Below are 16,893 nucleotides of genomic sequence, written 5' to 3'. Positions count from 1 at the left end.
AGCATGCAAGATCAACAAGACGGTACGCTACAACGCGGACTGAAAAACCGTCACATACAGTTGATTGCTCTGGGGGGCGCGGTTGGAACCGGATTGTTCCTCGGTATCGCACAAACGATCAAGATGGCCGGGCCATCCGTTCTGCTGGGCTATGCAATCGGCGGTCTGATTGCGTTTTTCATCATGCGCCAGTTAGGCGAAATGGTGGTGGAAGAGCCGGTTGCTGGTTCATTTAGCCACTTTGCCTATAAATACTGGGGCAACTTCGCCGGTTTCGCTTCCGGCTGGAACTACTGGGTGCTGTATGTGCTGGTGGCGATGGCAGAGCTAAGCGCCGTTGGCATCTATGTACAATACTGGTGGCCGGATATTCCTACCTGGGTGTCCGCTGCAGTGTTCTTTGTCGTGATCAACGCCATTAACCTGGCCAACGTGAAGATGTACGGCGAGCTGGAATTCTGGTTTGCGATCATCAAGGTGGTGGCGATTGTCGGCATGATCCTGTTCGGCGGCTGGCTGCTGCTCAGTGGCCACGGCGGGCCGGACGCGTCCATTACCAATCTCTGGGCGCAGGGCGGTTTCTTCCCCAACGGCATCAGCGGTCTGGTGATGGCGATGGCGGTTATCATGTTTTCTTTCGGTGGTCTGGAACTGGTGGGCATTACAGCAGCGGAAGCAGACAAACCGGAAGAGAGCATTCCACGCGCGACCAATCAGGTCATCTACCGTATCCTGATTTTCTACGTCGGTTCATTGACGGTGCTGCTGTCGCTCTATCCGTGGGGCAAAGTGGTCGAAGGCGGCAGTCCGTTCGTCATGATTTTCCACGCACTGAACAGTGAGCTGGTGGCTAATATCCTGAATATTGTGGTGCTGACTGCAGCGCTGTCGGTATACAACAGTTGCGTCTACTGTAACAGCCGTATGCTGTACGGCCTGGCTAAGCAGGGTAACGGCCCACAATCGCTGCTGAAAGTAGACCGTCGCGGTGTGCCGGTGGTCGCTATCGGCGTATCCGCGCTGGCTACCGCGTTGTGCGTACTGATCAACTATGTGTTGCCGGGCAAAGCGTTTGAGCTGTTGATGGCGTTGGTGGTGTCTGCTCTGGTGATCAACTGGGCGATGATCAGTCTGGCACATCTGAAATTCCGTGCGACCAAAGACCGAGAAGGCGTGCAGACCCGATTTAAAGCGTTGTGGTTCCCATTCGGCAACTACCTGTGTCTGGCATTTATGGTGGGTATTTTGGTCATCATGTCCCTGACGCCCGGTATCCAGATTTCGGTCTTGTTGATTCCTATCTGGTTGATCGTGTTAGGTATCGGCTACCGTTTCAAAAAGCGCCAATAACACTTTCCTTTCTTAGAATAACACCACCTTTCTCAGTATGGCCGCCGCAGCGGCCATACTGTTTTCATGATGTTCCTGCTTTCATGATGTTCCCATCATCACGATAACGCGACTGTCTCGATAGGTTAGACCAGCGTACCGTAGATGGTAAGTAACGCCACGACGACAACCAACACCAGCGTCACTTTTTTCGCCAGCGACACTGCCGCTCTCGGAGTAGAAATCGGGTCGCCATGTGGTTCACGTTCCAGTGAAAACTGCGCCAGTTTTGTTAGTACCCAGTACTGAGAAGAGTGTGCGTCCATCATCGCGGCAAACCAGGCGGGCAATGCCTTCTCACCGTGCCCCAGCAATGCATAAGCAGCACCGGCCAATCGTACCGGAATCCAGTCCAGCCAATGCAGTAAGGTATCAACACCCGAGTTCGCTCGTTCCAGAGGAGTATGATGACGGGCCAGGCAGCACTGCCGGGCGCGCAACACGGTGTACCCCACCAATGCCACCGGACCATAAGGCCCCGCCGCGACAAACCAGAACAATGGTGCCAGATAAAAGCGGAAATTCAGCCACAGCAACGCGTTTTGTAATTCCTTTAAACGTTCACGTTCGCTGCCATCGAGCGGCAGGCCATGAATCAGCGCCAGCTCCTCAGCCATTTCCCGGCAGGCATCCGCCTCACCACGCTGAGCGCTCTGAATATAGCGGTGGTAATGCTGGCGTATTTCGCCCGCACCGATGCACATCAAGCCGACGGCAATCCACAACAGCAGCAGCGGCAAGCCAAATAGCCACCCGCTGAGCACCCACTGCGCCGCCAACACAACCGCCATGCCCATAATAGATAACAGCAACGTTTGCACCAGCGATGGGGCGGAAAGATGACGAAACACCCGTTCCAAATGGTGATCCAGTTGCCAGTGGTCGCCACGTTTAAACAACCGCTCCCATCCCAGGACCAACAATAGGCTAAACAACGTCATCTGTGATTACTCCCCTTGTTCTGGTGGTGTCTGCCATAACCGTTGATATCGTGCCCAGTCGAACGCCGGGCCGGGATCAGTCTTACGTCCCGGTGCAATATCACTATGTCCGGTAATACGTTCAGGCGTAATGCCATACGTTTCACTCAGCAGGCGGGTGACATCTGCCAGCCGGGCGTATTGTTCTGTGGTAAATGGCAGCGTATCAGTGCCTTCCAGCTCGATACCAATCGAAAAGTCATTACAACGCTCTCGCCCATCAAACTGCGACACACCGGCATGCCAGGCCCGTTGATCAAATGCCACATACTGCACGATGTCACCGTTGCGGCGAATCAAACAATGCGCCGACACCCTCAGATGGCATATGGACGCAAAATAGGGATGCGCCGTTCCATCCAGCGTACCGGTAAAGAGCTGGTCGATGTACGGCCCGCCGAATTCGCCCGGAGGCAAACTGATGTTGTGAATCACCAGCAAAGAAGGCAACTCGCCTTGCGGACGTTCATCCTGATGTGGCGACAAAACGCGTCTGGCCTCTGTCAACCAGCCATGCTCCACTCTCATCACCGCTCCTTTTATTCTTCCTGGCCGTCAAAACACGATCGTCATCGGAACACCGGTTTGCCCGGCAACCATCAGGTATCGCACCACAAGCGTTAACCAACTGATCGCACTCATCATGCAAACATCTTACCGCATCTGCCATGTTCCTGACCTGTTAAAAAACCATTCCGGTTTATTCGCAATTGTTCTTTCAACACCTGCACACAAACCATGATGTTCTGCCCTTCTTCTGGTATGCTGCGCCCCCTCTTTCCGGCAAGCAGTCGACACGTACGCCATAATAAGCAAACGTTTTCGTCTTCTGCCCATCACCGGGAGGTTTTTCAGCAGTCATTTTGTTATTAACGCCCGAATCACTCTGCGCCGCCCCGGCCAACCAGGCCGCTGACGCGCTATCGGGTAACACAGAGAATCGTCATGAAAAAAATCCTTGCCGCCTGTGCAATCAGCACATTGTCGTACAGTTTACCCACCGTTGCGGACACTAACGCCCCGCAATACCTCTCGGACTGGTGGCACCAGAGTATCAATGTGGTTGGCAGCTATCACACCCGCTTCGGACCCCAGTTAAACAATGATGTGTATCTGGAATATGAAGCGTTCGCTCGTAAAGACTGGTTTGATTTCTATGGCTATGTTGATGTGCCAAAAACCTTCGGTGCAGGTAATACACCAGACCGTGGTATCTGGAATAAAGGCTCTCCGCTGTTCATGGAAATCGAACCTCGTTTCTCCATTGATAAACTGACCAACACACAGTTGGGGTTCGGCCCGTTCAAAGAGTGGTATGTCGCCAACAACATTATCTACGATCAGGGTCGTAATAATGATTCGCGCCAGAGCACCTGGTATGTCGGTCTGGGCACCGATATCAATACCGGTACGGATCTGTCGCTATCCGCCAATATCTACGCCAAATACCAGGGACAGAACTACAGCGCGCCGAATGAAGATCGCTGGGACGGCTACCGTTTTAAAATCAAATACTTTTATCCGATCACATCGTTGTGGGGAGGCAAGCTGACCTATATCGGCTTTACCAACTTCGACTTCGGATCCGACCTGGCTGACGCCGCTGGCCCGTCTCGTACCAGTAACGCTATTGCCTCCAGCCATATTCTGGCGCTGAACTATGACCACTGGCACTACTCCGTCGTTGCCCGTTACTTCCATAACGGTGGCCAGTGGGCTGATGGCACCGAACTGGATTTCGGTCGTGGCCCGTTCAACGTCCGCTCTACAGGGTGGGGCTATTATCTGGTAGCCGGTTACAACTTCTGATCTTTGCTATGATGTATCCCGGTCATGACCGGGATACGAAAACCCCGCCCGGATAGGTTGTTACTCACCATGTGAGGCCTGGCGGGTTACGCCAATAAAACAAATAACACCTTGAATTGAAATAATTTTTCAAATCACTCATTAACGGGATAGCATACATTCCGGATTCCATCGGAGTAGCATAATGACAACACGCCGTTATAGTCAGGAGCAGCGCCAGGCGGAACTGCTCAGCCGTATTGAGCACGATATCCCCGCCAGCGTACAGCAGGCATTACGCGAAGACCTCGGGGGAGAAGCCAACCCTGAGCATGACCTCACTGCGCAGTTGTTACCCAATGACACCGTCGCCAGCGCGGTCATCATTACCCGCGAAGCCGGTGTATTCTGCGGTCAGCGCTGGGTAGACGAGGTGTTCCGTCAGTTAGGCAACGTCATTACCATCGACTGGCTGGTTCACGACGGTGACGTACTGACAGAAAATCAACCGCTGTGCCAGTTGCAGGGTTCTTCCCGCATACTGCTCACCGGTGAACGCACCGCGCTGAATTTCCTGCAAACGCTCTGTGGCGTGGCAACTGAAGTCAGCCGTTATGTCGCACAACTGGCAGGCACGCATACCCAGTTGCTGGACACGCGAAAAACGCTGCCCGGCTTGCGCACCGCGCTGAAATACGCGGTACTGTGCGGTGGTGGGAGCAATCATCGCCTCGGTCTGGCCGATGCGTTCCTGATCAAAGAAAACCACATTATTGCCGCGGGCTCCATCAGGCAGGCGGTTGAAAAAGCCTTCCAATTGCGTCGTGATGTGCCGGTAGAAGTCGAGGTAGAAACCCTCGACGAACTGCAACAAGCACTGAGTGCCGGAGCAGACATTATTATGCTGGACAACTTCACGCTGGATGCTATCCGCGAAGCCGTCACACTGACCAATGGCCGTGCGTTGCTGGAAGTCTCTGGCAACGTGACGCTGCAAACATTGCCGGATTACGCCGCCACCGGCGTCGACTATATCTCGGTTGGCGCGCTGACCAAACATGTACGGGCGATCGACCTGTCGATGCGTTTTCGTTAACGCCTGTCGTTGCATTGCGGTGCTCCTCCATCAGCCCGGTGCGCCGGGTTGATGGCTATGCTGTAGCACTATTGGCTCTCTCGCCAACCTTTCCTTAGGTTTACCTCCTCGTTTTGCGAGCCCGCTCGCCTGTTTTTTGTAACACCCTGCTGTAATCCTCCGCAGTTTGCACAACAGGTTCCTGATTAAAAACATCGTGATAGCCAGCATCACCCTTAGTCACTACCCTGCCATCACCAGCCACACCAGGGAACCAATAACATGACACAACAAGGATTTTCACTGATTGAATTGATGGTGGTTATTGTCATCATCGCCATTCTTAGCGCGCTGGGGATCCCGGCGTATCAAGGGTATCTGCAAAAAGCCGCCATGACTGACATGCTGCAAACCATGAGCGCCTATAAAACCGCAGTCGATCTTTGCAACCTTAGCAATGCAGGTCTGGAAGGATGTAATGCCGGTAGCCAGGGGATCCCTACGCCTTCGGCATCACGGTATGTCAGTGCCGTCACGATCAATCAGGGTGTCATTACCCTGACCGGCCAGTCGACTCTGCAAGGGCTAAGTGTAGTGATGACACCCACACTGGATGCGCAAAACGGTACATCCCGCTGGACAAAGGCTTGCCGCACCAGCGCCGGAGCCGACAGCCTGCGTCAGGCATGCGAAGACGTCTTTCGTTTTGACTCAGCAGCAGGGTGACAGCCATGACGGATCAGACACAACACCATGAATTACAATTGCTTTGTCGTCGTTATCACGCTCTGCTATTGGATATAGACGAACAGACGATCTCTGTTGCCGTAGCAGGATCGGTAGCAGAAGATCTGATCGCCGCGCTGCGTTTCGCCAGTCACAGACGCGTTCTGGTGGAACAGTGGCCTGCCGCACGGCTGGAGCAACAACTCACGTCACCGCAAGCTCAAGAGGCTAACGCTTCTTATCAGGCTGATGCCGCATCCCCCGAAGAACCCGATGATGCGCCAGTAGTCCAGTTCATTAACCAAACCCTGAAATTGGCTATCCAGCGCCGGGCCTCTGATATCCATCTGGAACCCTTATCAGCAGGTTATCGCGTCAGGCTGCGTATCGATGGGGTATTACATGAAATACCGACCAACCCGGATTTACCCGTAAACCGTATGGTTGCCCGCCTTAAGATTATGGGGAAACTGAATATTGCTGAACGCCGTTTGCCACAAGACGGACAATTCAGCCTCCGTCTGGAACAGCATACCTATTCGCTACGCATCGCCACGTTACCCGTTCAGGGCGGTGAGAAAGTCGTATTGAGAGTATTACAAACACAGCAACACGCTCTGGAACTGAGTGCGTTAGGCCTGCCAGACTACGCGCTGCAACAATTCAAGCACACTCTCAGCCTGCCACAAGGACTGATTTTGGTTACCGGGCCAACCGGTAGTGGCAAGACGTTCACGCTGTACAGCGCTATCCGCTGGTTAAATGACACCAGCCGCAACATTTGCAGCGTAGAAGATCCCGTGGAAATACCCTTGCCCGGTATCAATCAAACCGCTATCCACGCACAAAGCCAGTTGGATTTCGCCCGGGTATTACGCGCCCTATTACGCCAGGATCCCGATGTTGTCATGATTGGTGAAATCCGTGATGCTGAAACGGCGGAGATTGCCGTCAAAGCCGCACAAACCGGTCATCTGGTGCTGTCCACCCTGCATACTAATTCGGCGCTGGATACGCTGATCCGACTGGGACATTTGGGCATCCCCGGCTATCTGGTCGCCACGGCGCTCAAACTGGTGATTGCCCAAAGACTGGTGAGACGGTTATGTCCGCACTGCCGCCAATTGAGAGAAGACGCGACAACCTTACCCAACTCGCTATGGCAAGGCCCGTTACGGCAATGGCAAGCCACCGGGTGTGAACACTGTTTTTCTGGCTACTACGGCCGGGCCGCGATTTATGATCTACTGCCGGTCACACCGACACTTCAGCAGGCATTGTCTGGTGCCACATCATTAGCTGACCACAACCTGACACTCCCATTGCAACGGGAAACCCGCTTGCTATCCGCAGGACTAGCACTGGTTCACGAAGGCGTCACGTCTTTGGAAGAAGTCTATCGCGTGATAGGCGATCACATTGAATAGAGGCCGCGCATGGCAGTACACAAACTCTACTACTGGCAAGCACTACGCCAGGATGGCGAACCTTGCACTGGCGAACGTATCGGTTTTGAACGGGGTGAAATTTATCAGTACCTGCTGGAGCTCGGCTATCAACCTTTACGACTGAAAACCGGTGCGTATCTGACACCACGTTACTGGCAAGGCCCACAGCTATCCATCATCGTCCGACAACTGTCGACCTTGTTGCAGGCAGGACTACCCTTGCTGGATGCATTGGAGCTACTAGGACGTCAGCACGAAAAAGCAGGCTGGCGCTGTCTGTTACAGGACATACGCCTACAGGTCAGCCAGGGACGCCCACTGTCAGAGGTACTCTCAGAGTATCCAACCATCTTCCCGGTTATGTGCAGTTCGCTGGTTGCGGTGGGTGAGCTGACAGGAAAACTGGACGAATGCTGTGCCCGGCTGGCAGATTATCAGGAAACGCAACGCCAGTTGATGGGAAAAGTGATAAGAGCCTTACGCTACCCTTTGTTTGTGGTGGCGGTAGGAGTCATGGTCACTCTACTGATGCTCACGCTGGTATTACCGGAATTCGCAGAACTGTACGCCTCTTTTGGCGCTCCGCTTCCCTGGCTGACACGCATGATGCTGGCGTTATCGGATGGGGTCAGCCGTCACGGCATGTTCCTCTTTCTTCTGTCTGCTGGAATATGGCTGGGTTATCGGCAGTTACGCAGACAAAACGCACAGTGGCAACAACGAGAACAACAGCTATTGCTGAAACTACCACTGCTATCCACACTGATACAAAGTCATTGCCTGGGACAAATTTTTCACACTCTGGCCATGACGCAACAGGCGGGATTAACCCTCTTGTCAGGCCTCAATGCGGCTGCCACGTTGAACAACCCGGTGTACCGACAATCACTTGCAGAGATACAGCGCCAGCTTGAGCAGGGCATTCCGCTCGGGCAAGCCATTCATGACTATCCCTTGCTCTACCCTGCCCCTTGCCACCAGCTCATTAGCGTCGGCGAGGAAACCGGAGCGCTGGATCAGTTATTTGCCCGACTGGCAGGTTGGTATGAGAATCACACCCGACAATTCGCGGACACGCTAACACAGACACTGGAACCGCTGTTACTGGTCGTCGTTGGTGGTCTGGTGGGAACACTGGTCATCGCCATGTATCTGCCGATTTTCCAGTTAGGGAATGTACTGGCAGGTGCCTGACCCCGCCAGCACATAACAACGGGGCTTAGCCGTTAAACACCGGGTTTTCCTGCTCGGCAACGCGAATGAAGGTGGTACGCTTGGTCAGTTCTTTCAGGCGTGCCGCCCCCACATAGGTGCAGGCAGAGCGCAGCCCACCAAGAACATCCCTTACGGTATGCTCGACCGGGCCACGCAGCGGCAGACTTACTGTCTTACCTTCCGCTGCACGGTATTCAGCAACGCCACCGACATGCCGCTCCATTGCAGAGGCGGAGCTCATGCCGTAAAACAGCATCATCTTACGGCCATCTTCCTCAACGATATCGCCGCCACACTCGTCATGCGCGGCCAGCAGTCCCCCTAACATCACGAAATCAGCACCGCCACCAAAGGCTTTCGCCACATCACCCGGTACAGTACAACCACCGTCACTGACAATCTGCCCCCCCAACCCATGGGCGGCATCGGCACATTCGATCACCGCTGACAATTGCGGGTAGCCGACGCCAGTTTTAACCCGCGTCGTACAAACAGAACCGGGGCCAATCCCCACCTTGACGATGTCCGCCCCTGACAACAGCAGTTCTTCCACCATCTCACCGGTTACCACGTTACCGGCACAGATGACCTTATCAGGGAAAACGTCACGTGCTTTCTGTACAAAATTGACGAAATGCTCCGAATATCCGTTAGCAACATCAATGCAGATAAATTTCAAATCTGGGGATAACGCCAGAATCTGTGTCATCTTCTCAAAATCACTGTCCGATGTGCCACTCGACACCATGACATGGCGTAAGACCGCAGCCGGTGTACTCTCGATAAACTGTTGCCATTCAGCCACGGAATAGTGCTTATGTACCGCAGTCAGCAACTCAAACGATGCCAGGACACGCGCCATCTGAAACGTCCCCACTGTATCCATATTAGCCGCAATGACGGGGACACCCGACCAGCCGCAACCTGCATGCAAAAAGCTGAATTCACGTGTCAGTTCAACGTCTGCACGGCTTTTCAACGTGGAGCGTTTAGGACGAATAAGCACATCTTTGAAACCCAGTTTAATATCTTCTTCAATACGCATGATGTACGACCTGATGAAGTGAGGAGAATGATTCAGGGAAGAAGAGGCGATAATGCGCCAATTCATTGTGATCATACGCTCGAATAATCCTGCGACAAGACTGCGATTTTTTCTCAATTTGGGCTAGAATCCGATAAATTTACCTGGCCATTTCTAGTTGATTATCATGGCATATATCGTCGCGCTCACAGGCGGCATAGGAAGCGGGAAAAGCACGGTTGCTCAGGGGTTTGCAGCGCTGGGAGCCACTATCGTTGATGCGGATGTAATAGCCCGTGAGGTCGTGGCACCCGGGCAACCCGCTCTGGCAACTATTGTGGAATACTTTGGCCGGGAAATATTACAACCAGACGGTACATTAAACCGAAGCGCCCTGCGTGAGCGCATTTTTTCTAACCCGGAAGATAAGCACTGGCTCAATGCATTGCTGCATCCGTTGATTCAGAAAGAAACCCGACGCCAGCTCGCTGCCGCTACCACCCCTTATGCGTTATGGGTGGTGCCTTTGCTGGTGGAGAATCAACTACAAGGGAAAGCGCACCGTATTTTGGTGGTGGATGTCCCTCTGGAAACACAATTACAACGTACTATGAGCAGGGATGGTGTTTCCCGCGCTCAGGCGGAAAATATTTTGGCATCGCAAGCTAGCCGCGAACAGCGGCTGGCCTGCGCTGATGATATTATCGATAACAACAGCAATCCGAGCTTACTGGCTCCGCGGATTGCCGCTCTACATCAGCATTACCTTGAGCTGGCCGCATCCGCAACCGACAGGACGACCCATAATGAGTGACGTTTCCTCAACAGTTCTTTTTGAATATCCGCTGAATGAAAAAATGCGTACCTGGTTACGCCTGGAATTTTTACTGCAACAGATGTTCGACAACCACGACCTGAAAGACATCGGCGTTGCCCTGACGTTTTTCCGTGCCGTCTCCGAATTATTGGATATTCTCGAACGGGGAGATGCCCGCCCAGACCTGCTAAAAGAACTGGAACGCCAGCAACAGAAACTGGCGCAATGGGGTGAACTGCCGGAAGCGGATATTTTGCGTATTAACACGTTACGTCAAAAATTACGCAACCTGTCCAGCGAACTGATTGCTGCTCCGCGCATGGGGCAAGGGCTGCGTGAAGACAAATTAATCGGTATGGTACGCCAACGTCTGAGCCTGCCGGGTGGATGTTGCAGCTTTGACCTGCCTACCTTGCATATCTGGCTGCACCAGTTGCCTGAGCAAAAACAACGACACATCAACATTTGGCTGGAGAGCGTATCGCCGCTTAAACGTTCACTCGACAGCATACTGGAGTTGATTCGTCATGCAGGAGCCTTCAAAGAGCAAACCAGCCTTAATGGGTTTTATCAGGATAACGCAACCGATGCTGATCTGTTACGTCTGCGGATTGGTCTCGCTCATCAGCTCTATCCGCAAATATCGGGTCATAAAACCCGCTATGCCATCCGCTTTCTGCCATTAGACAGCGACGGGCAGACCCCCGCACGGTTGGAATTCGAGTTGGCATGTTGCTAGATAGAGTGGACTTACTGGCGACAGCAAGTTTCTGGAGAAGAATGAAACGTGGATAACGAGATGACCGTTGTAAAATGCCCCATCTGCACCAAACCGGTGGAGTGGAGCGAGAATAGCCCTTATCGACCCTTCTGTAGCAAGCGCTGTCAGTTGATTGATTTAGGCGAATGGGCAGACGAAGAAAAACGGATACCCAGCGAAGAAGACATTTCAGACAGCGACGTTTGGGGCGAAACGCAGCACTGAATCTTACAACCCCAACGATAGCGATACGCTATTTATCACCCTTGTCACGATTCATGCCTGCGGGCATGAATCGCTGCAAAGAATGCAGCCACGTCCCAGACAACATGCCCGACTTACGTTTACACACGACCGGCTTTCAATTGTTGAATCATCTCAGCATTGGCCGGTGGAAACTCATGCTCGTCCAGTTCTTCAGCCGTTAACCAACGCGACGGCTGGCCTTCACGGCCATACGGCTCGCCACGCCACTGCTCAACTAAAAAGAAATGCAGCGTAATCAGACGTTCCCCGGCAGAAAACGTTTTGCTGCCCAGCGGGCTTGGATTGATTACCTCAATCCCGGCTTCTTCATGCAGCTCACGCGCCAGCGCCTGCTCCGGCGTTTCACCCTCTTCCACCTTGCCACCGGGGAATTCCCATTTTCCAGCCATGTGTACACCTGCTGGACGGCAAGCGATGAAGAACTCACGCTGCGGATTGCGGATAATCCCCACCGCCACAGATAAAGTTTTTTGCGTCATTCTCTTTTCAACCAGTAAAAAGGCGGTCAACGACCGCCTTTGGGAGATGTCACTACGTTATCCGCCTTACTTTTGAAGGCGGCCGTGGCACTGCTTGTACTTTTTGCCCGAACCACACGGGCAAGGATCGTTACGACCAATTTTACGATCAGCATACGGCGAACTGCCAGCCGCTTCATCCTGATGGCTCAGCTGTTGTTGACGAGCCAGACGCTCGGCTTCTTCACGACGCTGCTGCTCCATCGCTTCAACCTCTTCCGGCATACGTACCTGAACTTTACTCAGGGTACTGATGACTTCGTATTTGAGGCCTTCCAGCATCGCGGCAAACATCGCAAACGATTCACGCTTGTATTCCTGTTTCGGATCTTTTTGCGCATAACCGCGTAAATGGATCCCCTGACGCAGATAATCCATCGCAGCCAGATGCTCTTTCCACAACGAGTCCAGCGTTTGCAGCATCACACCTTTCTCGAAGTTACGCATGACATCACTACCGACGACTTCTTCCTTGCGACGATACACGTCTACAGCCTGCTCATAGATACGCTCACGCAGCGTTTCCTCATGCAGTTCCGGCTCTTTGTCCAGCCATTCTGCGATCGGCAACTCAAGATCAAAGTCACTTTTCAGGCGCTGTTCCAGCCCCGGAATATCCCACATTTCTTCCAGAGACTGAGGCGGGATATGAGCATCAAGGGTAGCCTTGAACACGTCTTCACGAATGCTGTTGATGGTTTCGCTGATATCAGAGGCATTCAGCAGTTCATTACGCTGGGTGTAGATAGCACGACGTTGATCGTTAGCCACATCATCATATTCAAGCAGTTGCTTACGAATATCGAAGTTACGGTTTTCTACCTTGCGCTGTGCATTGGCGATAGCCTTGGTAACCCAAGGGTGTTCAATCGCTTCGCCTTCTTTCATACCCAGTTTACGCATCATGTTGGAAACACGGTCCGACGCGAAAATACGCATCAGCGCATCTTCCATCGACAGGTAGAAACGGGAAGAACCGGGGTCCCCCTGACGACCGGAACGACCACGCAACTGGTTATCGATACGGCGAGACTCATGGCGCTCGGTACCAATAATGTGCAAACCACCCGCCGCCAGGACGTCGTCATGCCGTTTTTGCCATTCTGCCTTGATAGCGGCAATTTGCGCGTCATCCGGGCTTTCCAGTTCTGCCACTTCAGCCTGCCAGCTACCGCCCAATACGATATCCGTACCACGACCGGCCATGTTGGTCGCAATAGTCACCGCACCTGAACGACCGGCCTGAGCCACGATATCCGCTTCCATCGCATGGAATTTGGCGTTCAGCACGTTGTGCTTGATACCCGCTTTGGTCAACGCATGCGACACCACTTCGGATTTTTCGATGGAAATGGTCCCCACCAACACCGGTTGCCCTTTAGTCGCGCGCTCTTTGATATCTTCAATGATCGCATTGATTTTTTCCTGCTCGGTCATGTACACCAGATCTGGCAGGTCTTTACGGATCATTGGGCGGTTAGTCGGCACCACAATGGTATCCAGCTTATAAATCGAGCTGAACTCAAATGCTTCGGTATCTGCCGTACCGGTCATCCCAGCCAGTTTTTCGTAAATACGGAAGTAGTTCTGGAAGGTGATCGACGCCAGTGTCTGGTTTTCGTTGTTGATCTTGACGTTTTCTTTGGCTTCCACCGCCTGGTGTAAGCCATCAGACCAACGGCGACCTTGCATAGTACGGCCGGTATGTTCATCAACGATGATGACTTCGTCATCTTTCACGATGTAGTCGACATCACGGGTAAACAGCACATGCGCACGCAGCGCCGCCGTCACATGATGCATCAGCATAATGTTGGCAGGCGAATACAGCGATTCCCCTTCTTCCATAATGCCGCCCTGCACCAGCAACTCTTCAATTTTAACCAGACCGCGTTCAGTCAGGTTAACCTGACGGGCTTTCTCATCCACCGAGAAGTGACCTTCACCGTGGAAAGTATCCGAGTCTTCCTTCTCCTGACGGATCAAATGCGGGATGATTTTGTTCACCCGCATATACAGCTCAGAGCTGTCCTCCGCCGGACCCGAGATAATCAACGGGGTACGCGCTTCGTCAATCAGGATGGAGTCCACTTCGTCCACCAGTGCATAATACAGTTCACGCTGTACACGTTCTTCCGGGCTGAACGCCATGTTGTCGCGCAGGTAATCGAAACCGTATTCGTTGTTGGTGCCGTAAGTGATATCGGCAGCATACGCAGCACGTTTGGCTGGTGCCGGCATCCCCGGCAGGTTGATGCCAACCGTCAGACCTAAGAATTCAAACAACGGGCGGTTGTTCTCGGCGTCACGCTGTGCCAGATAGTCGTTGACGGTCACTACATGCACACCACGCCCCGTCAGCGCATTAAGGTAGGCTGGCAAGGTCGCGGTCAGCGTTTTACCTTCACCGGTACGCATTTCCGCGATGCAACGCTCATTCAGCACCATACCGCCGATCAGCTGCACATCGAAGTGACGCATACCAAACACACGTTTACTGGCTTCACGCACCACGGCAAACGCTTCTGGCAGCAGCGACTCCAGAGCTTCACCTTTCTTGATACGGTCACGGAATACCTGGGTTTGTGCCTTCAGCTCTTCATCGGAGAGCTTCTCCATGTCTGGTTCGAGGCGATTGATCACTTCCACAATTTTGCGCATACGGCGCAACGCACGGTCATTACGGCTACCGAAAACTTTCGTCAATAACTTGATTAACATAGTAATTTTAATCTCAACAATGCCAGTTTATCGATGCTGGCACGACATCAGAAAAAAGAGTCTACGGCCACAGGCCTGATACAAAATACGATGACAATCAGGAGAACATCGGCCCGGCGCGAATACCCTGAACCTGCGCCAGCCATAGACCGGTGTGATAGGAAGGAGAAAAATACGTCGGTGCCAGTTCTGTACTGGCAATACGTTGTGGTGCTGCTTCGCGAGTCAGCAACGCATTCAGCGTTTCCAATAGCACCTGGTGATGGTGTAACCGGGAAGCCTCAGCCGCTTCAATAATGGTAGCGGGTGGCGTAAACGCAAATGACAGGTGACGGATTACCGTGCGGATGGCATGCTGATGCCAGAAATCATTACTGAATGGCGAGCGACGACGCGAGTCTTTTAATGCCGCCAGATGCGTGAGATTGAAATAAGATACATTGGGACGACTAAACGCCGAAGCGGAATTAGGCTCGGTAGCGGTATCGCGAGACTCGGCGAAGTTAGCTGGCAGGCCAAGTGTCGCCGCGACCATCCCCAACAGCAGGTGAGGCCAGAAATAACGTCTGCCAAATTGTCGCCAACGATTTAAAATACCAATCACAAGTTTCTTTCCGTCGGAGCCTGCGTTATGCGTGATAACCGTCCACAATCACTGGAGTCATTTTTCGATGGCGCATCGCAAACCGGGTCAGGCCCATTGCATGACATTCAGCAACGCGCGCTCGCACTGTTAAAGCTCAATCGGGCTGTGCATGCGCTGCTGCCGACCGCGCTGCGTCCGTATTGTCGGGTAGCTAACTATCGTCACGGACTGCTGGTGCTGGAAACCGCCAGCGCCAACTGGCTGATGCGGTTACGTTATGAACAACCCGCCCTACTTTCCGCTCTGCGCGCACAAATACTACCATCATTGGCGGCGATCGACATCAGGATTAATCCAGTACTGGCCGCAAAAATACATGAAAACGAGAAAACACCTGCCGTTATGTCAACAGATGCCACAATCACGACTACCACAAGGATACTCAGCGCACAGAGTGCGGAGATATTGAAAGGATTAGCGGAGCAAAGCCCGGAACGGCTACAGAAAATATTAAAACGACTGGCTTCGCTGGCCGGAGAGAATACCAGCAAAAACCAGTCGTCATAATGTCATATCAGAACAGACTCAGGCCAGAACGGTAGACGGCGCTTTGAAAGCCAGCGGCATTTCCGCTTCGTCTTCAAAGGTCACGTATTCCCATGCTTCCTGTTTGGCCAACACCGCCTGCAACAGCTTGTTGTTGAGCGCATGGCCAGATTTGAATGCGGTGAACGCACCAATGATGTTGTGGCCACACATGAACAGGTCGCCAATCGCGTCCAGCATCTTGTGGCGAACAAATTCATCATCAAAGCGCAAACCGTCTTCGTTCAGCACACGATAGTCATCCACCACGATCGCACAATCGAAGCTGCCGCCCAGGCACAAACCACGGGACTGCAGATACTCGATATCACGCATAAAACCAAAGGTACGCGCGCGGCTGATTTGGCGCACGAACGCATCAGCGGAGAAATCCAGCTTGAAGCGTTGTGAACCAGAATCAATCACCGGGTGATTGAAATCGATAGTGAAATCCAGACTGAATCCGTTGAAAGGCTTCAGTTCTGCCCATTTGTCACCGTCTTCTACGCGTACAGGCTGTTTGATTCGAACAAACTTCTTGGCACAGTTCAGTTCTTCGATACCAGCATCCAGCAGCAGGTAGACAAATGGACTAGCGCTACCATCCATGATCGGAATTTCGGGTGCGTCTACTTCAACAACGATATTGTCGATACCCAATCCCGCCAGAGCCGCATTCAGATGCTCCACCGTTGAAATACGCACGTCATGCTCATTAACCAGGCAAGTACAGAGCATGGTATCACGCACGGATTTGGCATCAGCCGGAAAATCAACCGGTGGATTCAAGTCAGTACGACGATAGATGACCCCGGTATTAGCCGGTGCAGGACGCATAGTCAGGGTGACTTTCTTGCCGGTATGAAGACCGACCCCTGTCGCCTGTACGATACGTTTTAATGTACGTTGTTTGATCATCGTATTATCTCGCATTCATCTGAACCTACAGCCTTAGTTTACACTAAGGCCGGTGGCACAGTTTAGCACAAAGAGC

The 16,893-nt window shown here is 52.8% G+C and carries 17 protein-coding genes; 10 read left to right on the top strand and 7 right to left on the bottom strand.

Annotation, left to right across the window (positions count from 1 at the left end):
* Positions 1–3: 3 nt before the first annotated feature.
* Positions 4–1,350 (top strand): amino acid permease, encoded by a 1,347-nt coding sequence (locus FGI04_RS01015; RefSeq protein WP_038905645.1) that lies wholly within the window; start codon positions 4–6, stop codon positions 1,348–1,350.
* A gap of 125 nt (positions 1,351–1,475) precedes the next feature.
* Here the strand turns inward: FGI04_RS01015 and ampE are convergent, their stop codons facing one another.
* Positions 1,476–2,330, bottom strand: coding sequence for a beta-lactamase regulator AmpE (gene ampE / locus FGI04_RS01010; RefSeq protein ID WP_168361534.1), 855 nt, complete (start codon positions 2,328–2,330; stop codon positions 1,476–1,478).
* A 6-nt stretch (positions 2,331–2,336) separates the two neighbouring features.
* On the bottom strand, positions 2,337–2,897 hold the full coding sequence (ampD, locus tag FGI04_RS01005; RefSeq protein WP_016940580.1) for a 1,6-anhydro-N-acetylmuramyl-L-alanine amidase AmpD: 561 nt from the start codon (positions 2,895–2,897) through the stop codon (positions 2,337–2,339).
* Between the two features lie 417 nt (positions 2,898–3,314).
* Between ampD and FGI04_RS01000 the strand changes: the two genes are divergently transcribed.
* From FGI04_RS01000 to hofC, 5 genes are all read left to right on the top strand, one after another.
* Entirely contained in the window at positions 3,315–4,178 is an 864-nt protein-coding gene (locus tag FGI04_RS01000) for a nucleoside-specific channel-forming protein Tsx (RefSeq protein ID WP_012886145.1), read from the top strand.
* Between the two features lie 184 nt (positions 4,179–4,362).
* Positions 4,363–5,253, top strand: coding sequence for a carboxylating nicotinate-nucleotide diphosphorylase (gene nadC / locus FGI04_RS00995; protein WP_342698634.1), 891 nt, complete (start codon positions 4,363–4,365; stop codon positions 5,251–5,253).
* Between the two features lie 261 nt (positions 5,254–5,514).
* A complete protein-coding gene (ppdD, locus tag FGI04_RS00990) occupies positions 5,515–5,958 on the top strand; it encodes a prepilin peptidase-dependent pilin (protein ID WP_342698633.1) in 444 nt (147 codons plus the stop codon).
* Between the two features lie 5 nt (positions 5,959–5,963).
* On the top strand, positions 5,964–7,385 hold the full coding sequence (gspE, locus tag FGI04_RS00985; RefSeq protein ID WP_407340009.1) for a type II secretion system protein GspE: 1,422 nt from the start codon (positions 5,964–5,966) through the stop codon (positions 7,383–7,385).
* Between the two features lie 9 nt (positions 7,386–7,394).
* Positions 7,395–8,600, top strand: coding sequence for a protein transport protein HofC (gene hofC, locus FGI04_RS00980; protein WP_407337263.1), 1,206 nt, complete (start codon positions 7,395–7,397; stop codon positions 8,598–8,600).
* A 25-nt stretch (positions 8,601–8,625) separates the two neighbouring features.
* On the opposite strand, the gene FGI04_RS00975 is transcribed toward hofC, so the two are convergent.
* Complete coding sequence (locus FGI04_RS00975; RefSeq protein ID WP_407337372.1) at positions 8,626–9,666, bottom strand: GMP reductase; 1,041 nt, start codon at positions 9,664–9,666, stop codon at positions 8,626–8,628.
* Positions 9,667–9,832: 166 nt separating this feature from the next.
* Here FGI04_RS00975 and coaE point away from each other — a divergent pair, with 166 nt between their 5' ends.
* Genes coaE through yacG form a run of 3 tightly spaced genes read left to right on the top strand, consistent with a single transcriptional unit; the run spans position 9,833 to position 11,447 of the window.
* Positions 9,833–10,459, top strand: a complete 627-nt coding sequence (gene coaE, locus FGI04_RS00970; protein WP_342698630.1) for a dephospho-CoA kinase — start codon at positions 9,833–9,835, stop codon at positions 10,457–10,459.
* A complete protein-coding gene (gene zapD / locus FGI04_RS00965) occupies positions 10,452–11,201 on the top strand; it encodes a cell division protein ZapD (protein WP_342698629.1) in 750 nt (249 codons plus the stop codon). The genes coaE and zapD overlap by 8 nt, the downstream gene beginning before the upstream one ends.
* Positions 11,202–11,261: 60 nt before the next feature.
* Positions 11,262–11,447, top strand: coding sequence for a DNA gyrase inhibitor YacG (gene yacG, locus FGI04_RS00960; RefSeq protein WP_407274054.1), 186 nt, complete (start codon positions 11,262–11,264; stop codon positions 11,445–11,447).
* 119 nt (positions 11,448–11,566) lie between these two features.
* Here the strand turns inward: yacG and mutT are convergent, their stop codons facing one another.
* The 3 genes from mutT to secM all read right to left on the bottom strand — a co-directional run bounded on the left by mutT (position 11,567) and on the right by secM (position 15,332).
* A complete protein-coding gene (mutT, locus tag FGI04_RS00955) occupies positions 11,567–11,968 on the bottom strand; it encodes an 8-oxo-dGTP diphosphatase MutT (protein WP_041164617.1) in 402 nt (133 codons plus the stop codon).
* Positions 11,969–12,034: 66 nt separating this feature from the next.
* The gene (secA, locus tag FGI04_RS00950) at positions 12,035–14,728 is read right to left on the bottom strand and encodes a preprotein translocase subunit SecA (RefSeq protein WP_407274055.1); all 2,694 of its coding nucleotides are present in this window, start codon (positions 14,726–14,728) and stop codon (positions 12,035–12,037) included.
* A 97-nt stretch (positions 14,729–14,825) separates the two neighbouring features.
* Positions 14,826–15,332, bottom strand: a complete 507-nt coding sequence (gene secM / locus FGI04_RS00945) for a secA translation cis-regulator SecM (protein ID WP_407337262.1) — start codon at positions 15,330–15,332, stop codon at positions 14,826–14,828.
* Between the two features lie 27 nt (positions 15,333–15,359).
* Here secM and FGI04_RS00940 point away from each other — a divergent pair, with 27 nt between their 5' ends.
* Positions 15,360–15,881 carry a DUF721 domain-containing protein gene (locus FGI04_RS00940; RefSeq protein ID WP_407274056.1) on the top strand — a complete coding sequence of 174 codons (522 nt, stop codon included), beginning with the start codon at positions 15,360–15,362 and terminating at the stop codon, positions 15,879–15,881.
* 18 nt (positions 15,882–15,899) lie between these two features.
* On the opposite strand, the gene lpxC is transcribed toward FGI04_RS00940, so the two are convergent.
* A complete protein-coding gene (gene lpxC / locus FGI04_RS00935; RefSeq protein WP_012886158.1) occupies positions 15,900–16,817 on the bottom strand; it encodes a UDP-3-O-acyl-N-acetylglucosamine deacetylase in 918 nt (305 codons plus the stop codon).
* Between the last annotated feature and the right edge of the window lie 76 nt (positions 16,818–16,893).

It is taken from the genome of Dickeya ananatis (assembly GCF_019464615.1).
GTDB lineage: Bacteria > Pseudomonadota > Gammaproteobacteria > Enterobacterales > Enterobacteriaceae > Dickeya > Dickeya oryzae.
The sequence above is the reverse complement of the archived record's forward strand: the minus strand, read 5'-3'. Positions and strand labels throughout refer to the sequence as shown.

What these genes read in the sequence shown, in the direction of transcription:
- FGI04_RS01015 (WP_038905645.1), top strand. Translation starts at nt 4, where the DNA reads ATGCAAGATCAACAAGACGGTACGCTACAACGCGGACTGAAAAACCGT.
- ampE (WP_168361534.1), bottom strand. Translation starts at nt 2,330, where the DNA reads ATGACGTTGTTTAGCCTATTGTTGGTCCTGGGATGGGAGCGGTTGTTT.
- ampD (WP_016940580.1), bottom strand. Translation starts at nt 2,897, where the DNA reads ATGAGAGTGGAGCATGGCTGGTTGACAGAGGCCAGACGCGTTTTGTCG.
- FGI04_RS01000 (WP_012886145.1), top strand. Translation starts at nt 3,315, where the DNA reads ATGAAAAAAATCCTTGCCGCCTGTGCAATCAGCACATTGTCGTACAGT.
- nadC (WP_342698634.1), top strand. Translation starts at nt 4,363, where the DNA reads ATGACAACACGCCGTTATAGTCAGGAGCAGCGCCAGGCGGAACTGCTC.
- ppdD (WP_342698633.1), top strand. Translation starts at nt 5,515, where the DNA reads ATGACACAACAAGGATTTTCACTGATTGAATTGATGGTGGTTATTGTC.
- gspE (WP_407340009.1), top strand. Translation starts at nt 5,964, where the DNA reads ATGACGGATCAGACACAACACCATGAATTACAATTGCTTTGTCGTCGT.
- hofC (WP_407337263.1), top strand. Translation starts at nt 7,395, where the DNA reads ATGGCAGTACACAAACTCTACTACTGGCAAGCACTACGCCAGGATGGC.
- FGI04_RS00975 (WP_407337372.1), bottom strand. Translation starts at nt 9,666, where the DNA reads ATGCGTATTGAAGAAGATATTAAACTGGGTTTCAAAGATGTGCTTATT.
- coaE (WP_342698630.1), top strand. Translation starts at nt 9,833, where the DNA reads ATGGCATATATCGTCGCGCTCACAGGCGGCATAGGAAGCGGGAAAAGC.
- zapD (WP_342698629.1), top strand. Translation starts at nt 10,452, where the DNA reads ATGAGTGACGTTTCCTCAACAGTTCTTTTTGAATATCCGCTGAATGAA.
- yacG (WP_407274054.1), top strand. Translation starts at nt 11,262, where the DNA reads ATGACCGTTGTAAAATGCCCCATCTGCACCAAACCGGTGGAGTGGAGC.
- mutT (WP_041164617.1), bottom strand. Translation starts at nt 11,968, where the DNA reads ATGACGCAAAAAACTTTATCTGTGGCGGTGGGGATTATCCGCAATCCG.
- secA (WP_407274055.1), bottom strand. Translation starts at nt 14,728, where the DNA reads ATGTTAATCAAGTTATTGACGAAAGTTTTCGGTAGCCGTAATGACCGT.
- FGI04_RS00940 (WP_407274056.1), top strand. Translation starts at nt 15,360, where the DNA reads ATGCGTGATAACCGTCCACAATCACTGGAGTCATTTTTCGATGGCGCA.
- lpxC (WP_012886158.1), bottom strand. Translation starts at nt 16,817, where the DNA reads ATGATCAAACAACGTACATTAAAACGTATCGTACAGGCGACAGGGGTC.